This is a genomic window from Aeromonas sp. s10, from assembly GCF_040907975.1.
GTDB lineage: Bacteria > Pseudomonadota > Gammaproteobacteria > Enterobacterales > Aeromonadaceae > Aeromonas > Aeromonas caviae.
This window is the reverse complement of the sequence record NZ_JBFOCV010000041.1, coordinates 1-15,517: the sequence shown is the minus strand read 5'-3', so window position 1 is coordinate 15,517 and position 15,517 is coordinate 1. Positions and strand designations below refer to the sequence as shown.

Here is a 15,517-nt window from a genome sequence, read left to right as displayed (position 1 = left end):
GATCCCGCTGGCATTTCGTGAGCCGCGCCTGGCATCGTGTGCCATCCATGGTGCTGGAGCGGCGTGTTCTGTAGATGCGGGTCGTTTTCATCGCCCTTTTGCGATAAAATTGCGCCGTTTTTTCTGCCACGCTGCCAATGGATGACGCTGATGAAAGACTTTCTGATTGCCCCCTCTATCCTCTCCGCCGACTTTGCCCGTCTGGGTGAGGATGTGGCCAAGGTGCTGGCCGCCGGGGCCGACGTGGTCCATTTCGATGTGATGGACAACCATTATGTCCCCAACCTGACCATAGGCCCCATGGTCTGTCAGGCGCTGCGCGATTACGGCATCGAAGCGCTCATCGACGTGCACCTGATGGTCAAGCCGGTGGATCGCATCGTGCCTGATTTTGCCAAGGCCGGTGCCAGCCTGATCACCTTCCACCCGGAAGCCTCCGATCACGTGGATCGCACCCTGGGCCTCATCAAGGAGCAGGGTTGCCAGGCTGGTCTGGTGCTGAACCCCGCGACCCCGCTCAGCTGCCTGGAGTACGTGATGGACAAGCTGGACGTGATCCTGCTGATGTCGGTCAACCCGGGCTTTGGCGGTCAGAGCTTCATCCCCGGCACCCTCGACAAGCTGCGCCAGGTGCGCCGCCTGATCGACGAGAGCGGCCGCGACATTCGCCTGGAAATCGATGGCGGGGTCAAGGTCGACAACATTCGCGAGATTGCCGAGGCGGGTGCCGACATGTTCGTGGCGGGCTCTGCCATCTTCGGCAAGCCGGATTACAAGGCGGTGATCGACCAGATGCGCGCGGAGCTTGCCCATGTCCGTCGCTGATCGCCCCTTTGACCTGGTGCTGTTCGATCTGGATGGCACCCTGATTGACAGCGCCCCGCAACTGGCGCTGGCGGTCAACCGTACCCTGGCGGAGCTGGGGTTGGCCGAGGCCGATGAGGCCGTGGTGCGTACCTGGGTCGGCAACGGCGCCGACAAGCTGATCCAGCGGGCTCTCGATTACCGCGACGCCCCGGAGCAGTTTGCCAAGGCCCGCCCCCTGTTCGACCGTCACTATCAGGCCTGTCTGCTGGAAGGCCTGGCCATGTATGACGGAGTGGCCCGGAGCCTGCGCCGTCTGCAGGGGCTGGGTTACCAGCAGGCCGTGGTGACCAACAAACCGAGTCACTTCGTGCAGCCCATTCTGGAGGCCCTCGGCATCAGCGACTGTTTCGCACTCTGGCTCGGGGGCAACTGCGTACCCGTCAAGAAGCCGAGCCCGGAGCCGCTGTTGCACGCCTGCCACGAGCTGGGTGTCAGCCCGTCCCGCACCCTGATGGTGGGGGATTCCGAAAATGACGTACTGGCCGCCCAGGCCGCCGGCATGAAGGTGGTGGGGCTCACCTATGGCTACAACTATGGCCGCCCTATCGCAGACTCGCGCCCCGACTGGGTTTGCGAGCAGTTTGCCGAACTCGACGCCCTGCTGGTCTGATCCAGACCGGGCTGGCGGATAACAAGGATTACTACTCTGATGACTAAACCAATCGTATTGAGCGGTGCCCAACCCTCGGGCCAGCTGACCATCGGCAACTACATGGGCGCCCTGCGTCAGTGGGTCAGCATGCAGGATGACTTCGACTGCCTCTATTGCATCGTCGATCTGCACGCCATCACCACCCGCCAGGATCCGGCCGCCTTGCGCAAGGCGTGCCTCGACGCAGCCGCCCTCTATCTGGCGGTGGGCATCGACCCGGCCAAGAGCACCGTCTTCATCCAGTCCCACGTGCCCCAGCACGCCGAGCTCGGCTGGATCCTGAATTGCTACACCCAGATGGGCGAGCTATCGCGTATGACCCAGTTCAAGGACAAGTCCGCTCGTTTCGAGAACAACGTCAACGTCGGCCTGTTCGGTTATCCGGTGCTGATGGCGGCCGACATTCTGCTTTATCAGGCCAATCAGGTGCCGGTTGGCAATGACCAGAAGCAGCATCTGGAGCTGACCCGCGACATCTGCACCCGCTTCAACAACCTCTATGGCGAAGTCTTCACCCTGCCGGAACCCTTCATTCCGACCGAAGGGGCCCGGGTGATGAGCCTGCAGGACCCGACCAAGAAGATGTCCAAGTCCGACGACAACGAGGCCAACTTCATCGGCTTGCTGGAAGATCCCAAGCAGATCGTCAAGAAGATCAAGCGGGCGATGACCGACTCGGACGAGCCGGCCGTGGTGCGTTTTGATCCCGAAAACAAGCCGGGGGTCTCCAATCTGCTGACCCTGATGTCCGGTGTGACCGGCCGCTCCATCCCGGAGCTGGAGCAGCACTTCGAAGGCAAGATGTACGGCCACCTCAAGAGTGAAACGGCCGATGCCGTGGTCGCCTTGCTGGAACCCATCCAGGCGCGCTTCCGCGAGCTGCGTCAGGATGAGGCCCATCTGCAGGCCATTTTGGCGGCTGGCGCACAAAAGGCGCGTGAAAGGGCTGAAAAAACCCTGATCAGCGTATATGATGTCGTCGGCTTCGTTCCTCGAGCCTGACATACTGGGAAGGTGTAGTAGAAGAGAGCTGGGTGGATGCCTGGCTTTCTTTGTTTTACACCTTCCGGTTTGTCGCAACCTCCCCAATGTCAAACACGGGCTTTGCCCCAAGAGAAAGCATGTCTGTCGAATCACAAACCCTGAGTGAAGAGTTGGGTGACAAGGGTCACTGGCTGCGCAAGTTTCGCAAGGCCAAGAGCCTCAATACCTTGCAGTTGATGGTCTCCAACGCCATCGACAAGCACCACAAGACCCCGGCCATCGCGGCTGCCATCTATCTGGCCGAGTGCCAGCGGGAACGGGAACTGGAACAGGGCCGTTATCTGGACCGCTGAGGTTCGTTGCCAGCCCTTGCCAAGGTGACTCCTTCCCATCTGCCTGTCACGTCCTGTACCCTTTTCCCGGTCGCCTCCCGTCTCTTTTACCTTGCCATCCTGACATGGAGCTGCTGATGCTGCCCGGTCGGGGACAGGCCCACCGCCGGGTGGGGTCGACAGGCCCGGATCGCCATTGAAGAGCGAACAGACTGCACAGCAGGTGAGGTGACCGCCGGTTTATTAACGCAAAGAGACATGCCAGAATGCGCGGCGTTTGTCTGCCCGCCCTCGCAACGGGTTGTCCGATCACCGTCTCTGTCTTATTCCCAGGGTGTTTGCATGCTGCTACTCATCGACAACTACGACTCCTTTACCTGGAACCTGGTGCAATACTTCGGCGCTCTGGGGCAAGAGGTGGTGGTCAGGCGCAACGATGAGCTGAGCCTGGAGGAGATAGCCCGGCTTGCCCCCCGTCATCTGGTGATCTCTCCCGGCCCCTGCACGCCAAACGAGGCGGGCATCTCTTTGGCCGCCATCTCCCGTTTTGCCGGCGAGATCCCCATCCTCGGCGTCTGTCTCGGCCATCAGTCGCTGGCACAGGCCTTTGGTGCCCGGGTGGTGCGTGCCCGTCAGGTGATGCACGGCAAGACTTCTCTCATCCGTCACAAAGGGGAGGGGGTGTTCAAGGGGCTCAACAACCCGCTGCGGGTGACCCGCTATCATTCTCTGGTGGTGGAGGCGGCGTCGCTGCCCGACTGTTTCGAGGTCACCGCCTGGAGCGAACATGCCGACGGCAGCCAGGACGAGATCATGGGGCTGCGGCATAAAACGCTGGCGCTGGAGGGAGTGCAGTTCCATCCGGAGAGTATTCTGAGCGAACAGGGGCACCAGTTGCTGGCCAACTTTTTGGCCGTTTCCTGAAAAAATTGCGATGTTTGTCTCAAAACCGTCATGAGGCAAAAAAAAATTTCCCTGAGACTTTATTCACCCTCCTCCCTGTCCAAATTATCTCTTGCCAACACCCCCTGAGCCGTTATGCAATGCGGTTGCCTAAAATCTCAAAGGCAATCGAACATTGTTCCTTATAGGCGGTTAAGTTACAGACTTTTTACTTTTTTTCTGTGATAATTCCGCCACGTTTACACGGATTTAACTTTTGGGCGGTGGATTATTCTGCCGCGAGATAGCAGGAGAGCAATATGTCAGAGTTGTTGGCAGTGACACGTGAAGTGTTTGATGAAGTGATGGTTCCCAACTATGCGCCGGCCAAAATCATCCCGGTGCGCGGCGAGGGGTCACGTGTCTGGGATCAGGAAGGCCGCGAGTATGTGGATTTCGCGGGCGGGATCGCGGTCAATGGCCTGGGCCATTGCCATCCCAAACTGGTCGAGGCCCTGAAATCCCAGGGTGAGAAGCTGTGGCACCTCTCCAACGTGATGACCAACGAGCCGGCCCTGCGCCTGGCCAAGAAACTGGTCGCCGCCACCTTCGCCGAGAAGGTCTATTTCTGCAACTCCGGCGCCGAAGCAAACGAAGCGGCCCTCAAGCTGGCCCGCCGCTACGCCATCGAGAAGTTCGGAGCCCACAAGACCCAGATCATCGCCTTCCACCAGGGCTTCCACGGCCGTACCTTCTTTACCGTCAGCGTCGGCGGCCAGGCAGCCTACTCCGATGGCTTCGGTCCCAAGCCTGCCGACATCACCCACGTCGCCTACAACAACCTGGAGGAGCTGGCTGCCGTCATCTCCGACAACACCTGCGCCGTGGTGATGGAGCCGCTGCAGGGCGAGGGTGGCATCATCAGCCCCACCGACGAGTTTGCCAAGGGGGTGCGCGAGCTGTGCGACAAGCACAACGCCCTGCTGGTTTATGACGAGGTGCAATCCGGTGTCGGTCGTACCGGCGAGCTGTTTGCCTATATGGGTCTGGGCATCACCCCGGACATCCTCACCAGCGCCAAGGCGCTGGGCGGTGGCTTCCCCATCGGGGCCATGCTGACCACCACCGAGATCGCCTCCCACCTGAAAGTGGGCACTCACGGCTCCACCTACGGCGGCAACCCGCTGGCGTGTGCCGTAGCCGAGGCGGTGATCGACGTGGTCAACACCCCGGCAGTGCTGAGCGGCATCAAGCAGCGCGAGCAGCTGTTCCGCGAAGGGCTGGAAGCCATCAACGCCAAGTACCACTGCTTCAGCGAAGTGCGCGGCAAGGGCCTGCTGCTGGGCGCCGTGCTCAACGATGACTTCAAGGGCCGCTCCCGCGACTTCCTGCTCGCCTCCATCGATCAGGGTCTGATGGCGCTGGTTGCCGGTACCAACGTGGTGCGTTTTGCTCCCTCCCTGGTGATCCCGGAAGCGGACATCAAGGAAGGGCTGGCACGGTTCGAGAAAGCGGTCGCTCAGGTGGTCAACGCCTGATCCAAATTGAGGTGGGGAGCCCTCCCGGCAGGAGCCGGGACCCCACCTGTCGTCAATGAAAGGGAGTTGTCATTTATGTTGGTTATCCGTCCTATCGAGCAGCGCGACTTCGCCGGCCTCAAGACCTGTGCCATCGAATCCGGCACCGGCATGACATCCTTGCCGGTCAACGACGAGCTGCTGCAACGCAAGATCGATGCCTCGACCCAGACCTTCCTGGACAAGCCCGCTGGCAAGGGCGAGTGCCTCTATTTCTTCGTGGCCGAGGATCTGGAGACCGGGGAGATGGTCGGTACCTGCGCCATCGACGCGGCGGTCGGCCTGTCCCAGGCGTTCTACAACTATCACATCGGCAAGGTGGTGCACTCCTCCCCCAAGCTCGGCATCTACAATGTCGTGGAAACCCTCACCCTCTCCAACGACTACACCGGCAATTCCGAGCTCTGCACCCTGTTTCTGCGTGAATGCGCCCGCGAGGGGCTCAACGGCCGTCTGCTCTCCAAGCACCGTTTCCTGTTCATGGCCGAACACCCCGAGCTGTTTGACAGTACCGTCTTTGCCGAGATGCGTGGTGTCTCCGATGGCAACGGCCACAGCCCCTTCTACGAGTGGCTGCAAAAACATTTCTTCTCGATGGATTTTCCCACCGTCGACTATCTGACTGGCATCGGCAAGAAGCGCTTCATCGCCGAGCTGATGCCCAAGTACCCCATCTACGTCAATCTGCTGAGCAACGAGGCGCGCGCCGTCATCGGCAAGACCCATGAAAAGACTCGGCCTGCCCTCAAGATGCTGCAGGATGAGGGGTTCGTGAATCGCGGTTATGTCGACATCTTCGACGCCGGCCCCACCGTCGAATGCGAGGTGAAGAACATTCGCAGCGTGCGCCGCAGCCAGAAGCTGGCGGTGCTGGTGGGTGAGCCCATCGGCGGCCATACCTACCTCATCTGCAACACCAGGTTCGAGCAATACCGCGCCTGCTACGGCAACATCCGGGTCGATCTGGACAAGCACGAAGCCATCATTCCACCCAAGATGGCGGCCGCCCTCAAGGTGGAAAATGGCGACATGGTGCGCGTCGTCGATCTGGATTGACCCGCCCCGCAGCACAGCATTGAGACAGGCTGCCGAGGCGGCCTGCGTACCCACAGGGAGTGAATTGATGATGTCTTTAGTCCAGTTTATCGATGGCCAGTGGCTGGCCGGTGAAGGCAAGCCGTTCGAATCCATCGACCCGGCCAAAAACGAGGTGATCTGGCGGGGTGAGGCGGCAAGCCAGTCCCAGGTGGATGCGGCCGTCAAGGCGGCCCGCACGGCCTTCTACCATTGGTCCGATCTGGCCCTTGAAGAGCGCCTTGCCATCGTGCGCCGCTATGCCGACCTGCTCGGCGAGCACAAGGAGGCGCTGGCCCTGACCATCGCCCGTGAAACCGGCAAGCCCCTGTGGGAGACCCGCACCGAAGTGGCGGCCATGCAGGGCAAGATTGCCATCTCCATCCGTGCCCATGACGAGCGTACCGGCACGGTGGAAAACCCCATGCCGGGCGCCAAGGCGTTTGTGCGCCACAAGCCCCATGGCGTCGTGGCCGTGTTCGGCCCCTACAACTTCCCGGGCCACCTGCCCAACGGCCACATTGTGCCAGCGCTCATCGCCGGCAATGCGGTCGTGTTCAAGCCTTCCGAGCTGACCCCCATGGTGGCTGAAGCCATGGTCAAGGTGTGGCAGGAGGCGGGGCTGCCCAAGGGGGTGCTCAACCTGGTGCAGGGGGAGGTCGACACCGGCAAGGCGCTGGCCGGCAACCCGGACATCGACGGCCTCTTCTTCACCGGCTCCTCCCGTACCGGCCACTTCCTGCATCAGCAGTTTGCCGGCCAGCCGGGCAAGATCCTGGCACTGGAGATGGGGGGCAACAACCCGCTGATCGTGAAAGATGTGAGCGACATCGACGGCGCCGTCCATGCCATCGTGCAGTCCGCCTTCATTACCTCCGGCCAGCGTTGCACCTGCTCGCGCCGTCTGTTTGTCGAGCGCGGCGAGCGGGGCGATGCCCTAGTCAAGCGCCTGGTGGAGGTGGTCGGCCAGATCAAGGTCGGCTTCTATGACGCCGCCGAGCAGCCGTTCATGGGCGCCATGATCAGCGAGAAGGCCGCACTCGGCATGGTCGAGGCGCAAGCCAACCTGCAGCGCCTCGGTGGCGAAAGCCTGCTTGCCCTCAAGCACCTGGAAGCGGGCACCGGCTTTGTCTCCCCGGGCATCATAGACGTGACCGTGGTCAGCGCGCTGCCGGATGAAGAGTACTTCGGCCCGCTGCTGCAGCTCATTCGCTACGACGACTTCGATGCGGCCATCGAGAAGGCGAACGCCACCAGTTTCGGTCTCTCGGCCGGCCTGCTCGGTGACAACGAAGCGGACTGGAACCACTTCTTCAAGCGCATCCGTGCCGGTATCGTCAACTGGAACAAGCCCATCACTGGCGCCTCCAGTGCCGCCCCCTTCGGCGGCATCGGTGCCTCTGGTAACCACAGAGCGAGCGCCTACTATGCCGCCGACTACTGTGCTTACCCGGTCGCCTCCGTCGAAGACAGCAAGGCTGCTATGCCGGATCAGCTGTCTCCCGGTCTGACCTTCTGATAACAAGAAAATAAAAGAGGGGCACTGAACAGGTGCCCCTGTCTGTACCCGCAATCAAAGGAAAGAGAGATGCAAAAGGATATCGACACCCTGTTTGGCCATCTGTGGGACAACTACATTCAGGTCACCCCCAGTGCTCACAAGGTTCATCAACTGCTGGGCGGCGGTGCCCCCATCATCAACGATCACGTGGCGTTTCGGACCTACAACCTGCCCAAGCTCGGTCTCGAGAAACTGGCGGCCCACTTCCGCGCCCTGGGGTACGAAGAGAAGGGCGAGTATGTATTCAAGGCCAAGAAGCTCTATGCCAAACACTTCGAGCATAAAGATCCTGATGCGCCCAAGGTGTTCATCAGCGAGCTGAAGGTGGAAGAGCTCTCCGAAGGTGCCCAGGCCATCATCAACAAGCTGGTGGATCAGGTACCCGATCACCTCACCGACACCCCGGCCTTCCTCTACGCCGGCGCGCCCTGGCAGGTCTCTCACACCGACTACCAGACCCTGCTGGCAGAGAGCGAGTATGCCGCCTGGATGGCCGCCTGGGGTTATCGTGCCAACCACTTCACCGTCAACATCAATCGCCTGAAGGACTTCGACACCATCCAGCAGGTGAATGCGGCGCTCAAGGCGGCAGGCTTCGTGCTCAACACCGTTGGCGGCGAGGTGAAGGGCGATCCCGAGGTGATGCTGGAGCAATCCTCCACCATGGCAGACAAGGCCGAGGTGCCCTTCAGCGACGGCGTGCGCACCATCCCGAGCTGCTTCTACGAGTTTGCCCTGCGCTACCCGCAGGCCGACGGCGTGCTCTACCCTGGCTTCGTCGAAGCGTCGGCGGACAAGATCTTCGAATCCACCAACGCCATGTAATGGCCGCCATGAAAACAACGCCCCGCCTGGGGCGTTTTTATTTTGGATTAAATACGGTCAAATTATTGCTGTGGTGTAGTGCCCTGTCGGGCTAAGCGCTTGCCCAAAAGAATGAATAAAGTCATTTGATATGCATCATTGAAATACTCCATTAAACATTTGATGCCAAAACGAAATGCTGAACTATGTCTGTAGCATGTGACTGATTTTTAAGTGAGAGTATTTTATGCGATTTTTAATTTCCCCCTTTGTGGGGGCAGGGAAAATCAAGTTTGGCATGACTCCTGACCAAGTGAGATTATTATTAGGGGGAGTGTTTGACTCTTTTAAAAGAGCGGAGGAGTCTGTCTTCCCATGTGATTACTTTGAGAATTTGGGCGTGTTCGCATATTACAACGCCTCTGGCGTTTTGGAGGCGATAGAGTTTACTGAACCAGCGGTTCCAGAGTTCGAAGAAATGGACTTGCTAAAAATTCATTTCAAGGACTTGATCACGTATCTTTCAGATAAAGACAAGGGCCTAGAAGTAGAGTCTGATTCGCTAACATCCCATGTGCTGGGGATTGGCGCATACGCTCCTGATGCGGATGACAACACATCATTACCTGCTGAAAGTATTATCGTCTTTGAAAATGGCTATTATGATTGATTCGAGTCAGTTGATATTTCGATAAGTATTTGTTAAGTCCTATGATTATTAAGATAAGTATAAAAATTAGCTAGGCTGTAATCAATATGTTCATGTTACAGAATTTTACTTGGAAGATAGATGAAGAGTAGGCGGAGGAACATCGAATTAAGAACCATGGGTGGTATGCTTGCCCATTTCTCCAAAACGTATCAAACAACATTTACCCCATTGGTATAAATAGGAGGTAATTCCTTGATAAATAATGAAAAATATTTTATCGATGAGGTTGAAAATGGAATGGGACGTTGCCTTGTCTTGACAGCTCCTTGGTCGGATAGTTTTAAATCAATAATCGATAAAGAAAATATTTCAGTGCTCCGTTTAAGTCAATCCGCAGGCTGGAATGGAAATGACATTTCATTTATAAATTACTTGCCTTCTCTTTCTGGCGTTGAAATTTATTCTTGTGGTGTCAAGGATATCACTCCATTAGAGTCTATCAGTAATCTTTATTATTTAGGATTACAGTGTGAGTTTACGAAGGCTCCTGATTTTTCCAAACTAAAAAAATTAAAAGTACTTAAGCTTTTTTGGAGGCCTAAAGCGAAGACGATTTTCTCTTGTGATGAATTGAATCTGCTAAATATTGTTAACTATCCTTCAGAAAACTTGAAAGAACTTAATAGAATGTCTTTATTAAGACGTCTACAACTAACCTCCAAAAAAATAAAATCATTGTCAGGAATAGAGGAACTTAGCTCGTTATCCATTCTAGATTTGGCCGACTGTCCTAAGCTAGAAGATCTTTCAGGCATAGATAAGTGTCAGCAGATAGAGATTGTAGAAATTGAAAACTGTAAAAGAGTTTATGATATAGCTATTTTGAGTGAGCTAAAAAACCTCAAAGAGATTGTATTAACTGACTGTGGGGCAGTTAAATCTTTGAGGCCACTTGCACACAGCCAATCATTAGAAAGTATCATCTTTATAGGGGACACAACCATTGAAGATGGAGAATTAACGTCCTTGTTGGACATTCCCACATTAAAGAAAATGTTGTTTGCTAATAAGCGTCACTACTCCCATACCCGAGAGGAGGTGATGGAAGTGTTATCTTGAGTAATCAATCATGAATGATATTCATGCATTTTTTTGAGGGTAGCTTACAACCCGGAAGAAAAGTTATGTATGTCAAGATTGCTCACAATCTTATCTTGCCGATTATCTGCTGAGCATGTTGCCAACACTCGAACTGGTATCAGAAATCTTGTCAATGACGTTGTTCGGAAAATAAGAATAACCGTGATGATGCCAGCCCCCTTCGTACCTGCTTGCTGGGGAGGCTACTAGTGTTGCAGTCAAGGAAGAGAAATCAGCTGAGTTGAAAAGAAGTACACTGAGATGCGACTATGAGTACTTAAAATCAGTTTCTCTATCTGATTCAGGATACAGACATCGATAGTGAAAAGAAAGACATCAGCGATCAGTGACTTAATGAAAGTAGTGCTTCCCATGGAGTCAATTATCAACTTGAAGATGATGGCTCATCAATTGAATTTGGAGCAATATCGAGGGAAGGAAAAATCCACTTTGAAGAAGGCATTCGCCAACCAGAGTATGAACTGCCATATCAAAAAAGGCCAAACAATATAGGTTTGTATGGATATGAAACTGACAGAATTTAGTTTGTGGGCATTTAAACTTGAACTTGGTTTGGCACGAAAATTCACGCTGTTCAGCAGATGTGTTTGTGCCCATTTTGAGCGCCACTTTGATCCTATAGAAACAGATGGTGTTTATAGGGTTGTTGTAAAACTTTGTGGGCCAGATGAAAGAGTTGGTACCACTGAGTTAAGTAGCTCAGTGATTAAGTATTATAAGACGTTCGATTTTGACTATTTTGAGGGGTTGAATATAATCGCCAAGAAAAGGTTTCTTCTTGATGCACTATACAGCTCACTTATTTCATTGTGCGATATGGAAGGATGGCCGAAGAGCCCCTTTCATGAAGCGTACGAGATGGTTGTTCGAGAAAATTTTGTGAATTTATACACAATAAAACGTAAGTTAAGTCGGAATAAAAGCATGTCAGCTGAGTTGGTGGGAAGTCATGATGAAGAAGCGTTTAACTGTTTCATTGTGATAAAAGATAATGATGGTAAAGAGCTTCTTAATGAACACCTTTTCTCTGAAGAACCGGATGAGTTTTTATTTAATGCTCGTATTGGTGATATTAGATGGGTTGACAAAACGACTGTTCGGTATCAATCAAAGGATAAGAAAGAATTAGGTCTGTTTGATATTGGAGATGTAACCTCCGATTAAATGACATTGCAAAGAGTTACGATGATTGTGCAGATATAGCTATCACTAAAGTAGTTCACGAAAAGAAAGATCACTGTGATTATGGCAAGATGCCTTCGTTTCCTATTCTAGGAAGCGAGAATCGAGTTGGTTGGGTGTAGTTGAAAATCTGGTTGATGCCTGACTCTATAGCATTCAACGTGATATATGAGTCACTGCTCTTGAGTAGTATCGGCAGAGCTTCGCTCTCGCAGGGCTGGATTCAGGAGCCAAGATGCTTCATATTGGTTTCATCGATAAAGGCTACCGAATCAACGGCGAGTGCTGTTAAAGTTACCACCAAGGCAGAGGAGACTCTGGGGGTTGTAAAGGGGGAAGACGAAATTGGAACAATCTCCACTCGCACCACAAAAAATACAATTCTATTAGGTGGTCAACCAGGTGAGTTTGGAGTTAAGATTACATACAAAGATGGCTCTGAGTTCGATATGACAAAAACTCGTGTTAAAGAAACGGAAGTAAATTCCTAAAAACCAGATCGTACGAGACCTAAACGGAATTAAGATGTTTTAGTACGAAAATAGCCCCAGCCCAGGAAGAACTAGGTTGGTTTAAGAGTATTGATTGGTAAGGCTATGATTGATTCAAAAACAGGTGAGCGAATAGTTGTATTGATCAACGATGATTCAGGTCCATACATCAGAGTATCAACTTGGAATGATGCCGATGGGTTGGAGGATTTATTGTCAGGAAAATATGATGTCCTTTATGAAATGAAAACTCCTGAAGAATTTAAAGCTGACGGAGGAAAAGAGTATTATTTTGGTAATGCTGCTGATCCCGATAAGCTTCAAAGAATTCTTGATGATATTAACCTGTAGTTATTAAAGCTCATATCTTTGATGTTTTTAATATGCAGCTTGCTGAATCACTCTTTCTCACACTTCACTGAAAATCCTGTTGTAAAGGGAGGGGATGGAAAAATACAAGTAATCCCTGATCGTAAATCTCATATCCATATCGCCATATCGCCATATCGCAGAGTTTCCCTCTTCCAAGGCTGGATTCAGGAGCCAAGATGCTTCATATTGGTTTCATCGATATCAAGACTACCGGATCAACGGCGAATGCTGCTAAAGTTGCCACCAAGACAGAAGGTGCTGCGGGGGGAAAAAATTCGACATCCCAAGGATGTAAAGCGGCTTAAGCCAAAGAGACAGACCTTTCGAGCTACTAAAAGAGGTGCAAAAATACCGACATCGCAGACACATTTAACCCATTTAAAGGTCTTCCCGCGGATAAGTTAGGTACGAGAAGAACGGCGATAGAGTATGACTTTGGTGACAGTTATAAAGTTCAATATCATCCCGAAGACCATAATTTATCCGATGTAAATGGATATAAAGAAGCGCATTTAAATAATGGTGGTAAGGGGTTAATGAGTAACTATCATGAATATTAACACTATGAATAAACTTTTTTGTGATCATTGTATGGTGAGTGATGATGACTATGAGTTTAATCGGTTTGACAAGTCGTCTCTGAAAGACACTGTAAGTGTTACTAAAATCTATGTAAACGGTGAGAGTTATTCGGCATGGAAAGACTCTGCATCTATAATATTTAATTATATAGAGGATAAATATCTTTCTAAAAAAATAGATATATACTGTTTTATCGTTAGCCCTTCTTGGAGATTGGACTCTCGTATTGTGCGATACAATGGACTAAGTAGGTCGATAAATAAACTTGTTGATGGACAACCATTGAGCTTTATTCTCGAGAGAACAGTTTTTAGTGATAATTACGTAATCTTTTATGGTGTCGTTAGGCTAACACGGGAAAATGCTAAATTCATATTGAATTTTATATCTGAGAGTGAAAGTGGTATTTTGTTTTCAAAAGAAATCGTTAAAGAGACCGTTCATGATGGTGATTTTACTCTGTTGATAGATGAATTGTCGTCTCTTATATCTAGAGAAACTAAAACATCTACTTTCAACCTAAATGTAGTCGATGCCATAAAAGTAATTTTGAGTCGAGGGAGTCACGCTATTTTCCCTTATGCTTGGGAAGAAACCGGTGACTATCATCTGGATGTATTTAACAATGTTTGATACGGTCTATGTATATTATAGGTGCACATTGGTAATGTCGGATACATCATGATTTTATATATGATCCCTCATAGAGTAATATTCTATTAATGTTGATGTGAGTGTCAAAATCAACACCAAGGCTACCGGATCAACGGCGAGTGCTGCTAACGTTGCCAGCATTACATAGGAGGTGACGAGGGTTGCAAAGAAGGTGCGTTGCAACATGAGATTTAGGCTCTGGAATAAATACCAGAACGGTAAAATCAGTGATAATACTGTAGGTCATGAACAGGACCCATGGCGATCATGAAAATAGATGGCCCACTTGAATGACAAGGCTGGTGAAGACATTGATGACTAATATTAATGTTGTATGCACGTTGGACGTTTCAAGAGAAAACGAAACGTACAATCTCAGTGAAATTTCTCAAATGGTTAATTTGAAGGTAGCTGCCGTTCGATGGCAGATTTCTTCTCGAAATCGCCTTGAAGCGCGAATTATAGTTTTAAGGTTTATTTTTAGTCTTATTGTTAAAAAAATACCTGGATTTAAGTTGTGGTGTGTTGTTGGTGACTCAGTTTGGCAAAGTGATACACGGATTATAAGACACAATAAACTTTTTAAGAGATTAAAGGAACGAGGGGTAGAGATAAGCCACGCAGCTCACTTTTTGGAAGAACTAGTAGAATCAGATGGAAAGTTGAAGTTATTTGGTGCTGCTCAATTATCTGAGTTGTCAATTGAATCAGTGGTGAGTTTGATGGAGGAGGAATCATGCTCCTATCTTATTGCTGTGCCAGAAGAGTTTGAAGTTCATGCGTTAATATGCAGAGGGTGGAATGCTAGTGAATTGATAGATACAAGGTTATTGTGCGAGATTGTTAAAAGTAATGGTCTGGTTCTTAAAATGGTTGGTGCCTTTGATGATCCAGAGTCAGGGTTCGTCGGAATAGGGACGCCAGAGATGGTGAAGGTGTTAGTTGCGTAACTTTATAAGAGAGTCAAGGACGAGAGCAGTGTACTGATATAATAAATAAGAAAGGTATGGTGACGGACTTCGCCTTTGTGGGTACCAGATGTGCGAGTTTTTATACAGAGATATGGGCAGATCTAAAATCTTGACCATGTGGGTAGTCGAGATTTTGTGAAGAGAGTATGCAGAAGTGCATTGATTTATGGTTTAATATTTTCATAAGTATAGATAATGATCTTGGAAGATTTGAACTCTTCTTAAATGTGATGTCAGGATTTTTGGGTGGTGTCAAAATTAGGGGGTGATTATGTCATATCGTGATGCACTGAATGAGGCTATTCAGCATTGGAACTCAGGCTCTATAGAGGATGAGTGGTTTTTTGAAAAGTTTAGAGATGATGCCATCTGCAAAATGAGTCCATCTGAAGCATTTTGTTTTATAAGTGAAACTATCGAATTTTTAATCAGGGAAGATGATGAGTCTACCGCTTGCGAAATATTGCAAACGATTATTGGTCTTGCAAGCAAAAGCCAAACAACTGAAGTGCCGAATGCTCTTGTCGAGAATAGGGAAGTAATTGAAAGCCAGTTTTGTCAGAGAGGTGAGTACTCAAAAGGTAAGCTTGCAGAGTTGTTTAGGTATTATAGAATTTCGTGATGTGTACAGATCTAGTTATCACCTGACACCGGCCTCAAACCGGTGTCTTGTTTACGCTACTTTAGTGCGCACTTCCTTCGGTATCAATTTCAGACCC

At 51.3% G+C, this 15,517-nt stretch carries 17 protein-coding genes; all 17 read left to right on the top strand.

Going from position 1 to position 15,517, the window contains the following annotated elements; genetic code table 11:
- Nucleotides 1-150 precede the first annotated feature (150 nt).
- The 17 genes from rpe to AB5Y59_RS14595 all read left to right on the top strand — a co-directional run bounded on the left by rpe (nt 151) and on the right by AB5Y59_RS14595 (nt 15,420).
- On the top strand, nt 151-825 hold the full coding sequence (rpe, locus tag AB5Y59_RS14675; protein WP_041212569.1) for a ribulose-phosphate 3-epimerase: 675 nt from the start codon (nt 151-153) through the stop codon (nt 823-825).
- Entirely contained in the window at nt 812-1,477 is a 666-nt protein-coding gene (locus tag AB5Y59_RS14670) for a phosphoglycolate phosphatase (protein WP_049636543.1), read from the top strand. The genes rpe and AB5Y59_RS14670 overlap by 14 nt, the downstream gene beginning before the upstream one ends.
- 39 nt (nt 1,478-1,516) lie before the next feature.
- The gene (gene trpS / locus AB5Y59_RS14665; protein ID WP_010673830.1) at nt 1,517-2,521 is read left to right on the top strand and encodes a tryptophan--tRNA ligase; all 1,005 of its coding nucleotides are present in this window, start codon (nt 1,517-1,519) and stop codon (nt 2,519-2,521) included.
- A 119-nt stretch (nt 2,522-2,640) separates the two neighbouring features.
- Nucleotides 2,641-2,856 carry a hypothetical protein gene (locus AB5Y59_RS14660; protein ID WP_010673831.1) on the top strand — a complete coding sequence of 72 codons (216 nt, stop codon included), beginning with the start codon at nt 2,641-2,643 and terminating at the stop codon, nt 2,854-2,856.
- 321 nt (nt 2,857-3,177) lie between these two features.
- Nucleotides 3,178-3,759 carry an aminodeoxychorismate synthase component II gene (locus tag AB5Y59_RS14655; protein WP_041215622.1) on the top strand — a complete coding sequence of 194 codons (582 nt, stop codon included), beginning with the start codon at nt 3,178-3,180 and terminating at the stop codon, nt 3,757-3,759.
- A 278-nt stretch (nt 3,760-4,037) separates the two neighbouring features.
- Nucleotides 4,038-5,255, top strand: coding sequence for an aspartate aminotransferase family protein (locus AB5Y59_RS14650; protein ID WP_039039586.1), 1,218 nt, complete (start codon nt 4,038-4,040; stop codon nt 5,253-5,255).
- A 75-nt stretch (nt 5,256-5,330) separates the two neighbouring features.
- Nucleotides 5,331-6,350, top strand: coding sequence for an arginine N-succinyltransferase (gene astA / locus AB5Y59_RS14645; protein WP_039039587.1), 1,020 nt, complete (start codon nt 5,331-5,333; stop codon nt 6,348-6,350).
- Between the two features lie 67 nt (nt 6,351-6,417).
- Complete coding sequence (gene astD / locus AB5Y59_RS14640; RefSeq protein ID WP_368212229.1) at nt 6,418-7,887, top strand: succinylglutamate-semialdehyde dehydrogenase; 1,470 nt, start codon at nt 6,418-6,420, stop codon at nt 7,885-7,887.
- A 69-nt stretch (nt 7,888-7,956) separates the two neighbouring features.
- Nucleotides 7,957-8,754, top strand: a complete 798-nt coding sequence (locus tag AB5Y59_RS14635) for a DUF1338 domain-containing protein (protein WP_368212228.1) — start codon at nt 7,957-7,959, stop codon at nt 8,752-8,754.
- Between the two features lie 226 nt (nt 8,755-8,980).
- A complete protein-coding gene (locus AB5Y59_RS14630) occupies nt 8,981-9,403 on the top strand; it encodes a hypothetical protein (RefSeq protein WP_368212226.1) in 423 nt (140 codons plus the stop codon).
- Between the two features lie 234 nt (nt 9,404-9,637).
- A complete protein-coding gene (locus AB5Y59_RS14625; RefSeq protein WP_342040879.1) occupies nt 9,638-10,504 on the top strand; it encodes a leucine-rich repeat domain-containing protein in 867 nt (288 codons plus the stop codon).
- A gap of 546 nt (nt 10,505-11,050) precedes the next feature.
- Entirely contained in the window at nt 11,051-11,710 is a 660-nt protein-coding gene (locus AB5Y59_RS14620) for a hypothetical protein (protein ID WP_139737942.1), read from the top strand.
- A 140-nt stretch (nt 11,711-11,850) separates the two neighbouring features.
- A complete protein-coding gene (locus AB5Y59_RS14615; protein ID WP_139737943.1) occupies nt 11,851-12,219 on the top strand; it encodes a hypothetical protein in 369 nt (122 codons plus the stop codon).
- A 105-nt stretch (nt 12,220-12,324) separates the two neighbouring features.
- The gene (locus tag AB5Y59_RS14610) at nt 12,325-12,570 is read left to right on the top strand and encodes a hypothetical protein (protein ID WP_139737944.1); all 246 of its coding nucleotides are present in this window, start codon (nt 12,325-12,327) and stop codon (nt 12,568-12,570) included.
- Between the two features lie 570 nt (nt 12,571-13,140).
- On the top strand, nt 13,141-13,806 hold the full coding sequence (locus tag AB5Y59_RS14605) for a hypothetical protein (protein WP_319859109.1): 666 nt from the start codon (nt 13,141-13,143) through the stop codon (nt 13,804-13,806).
- 323 nt (nt 13,807-14,129) lie between these two features.
- Entirely contained in the window at nt 14,130-14,777 is a 648-nt protein-coding gene (locus tag AB5Y59_RS14600) for a hypothetical protein (RefSeq protein WP_139737946.1), read from the top strand.
- Between the two features lie 292 nt (nt 14,778-15,069).
- The gene (locus AB5Y59_RS14595; RefSeq protein WP_342040877.1) at nt 15,070-15,420 is read left to right on the top strand and encodes a hypothetical protein; all 351 of its coding nucleotides are present in this window, start codon (nt 15,070-15,072) and stop codon (nt 15,418-15,420) included.
- Nucleotides 15,421-15,517 lie beyond the last annotated feature (97 nt).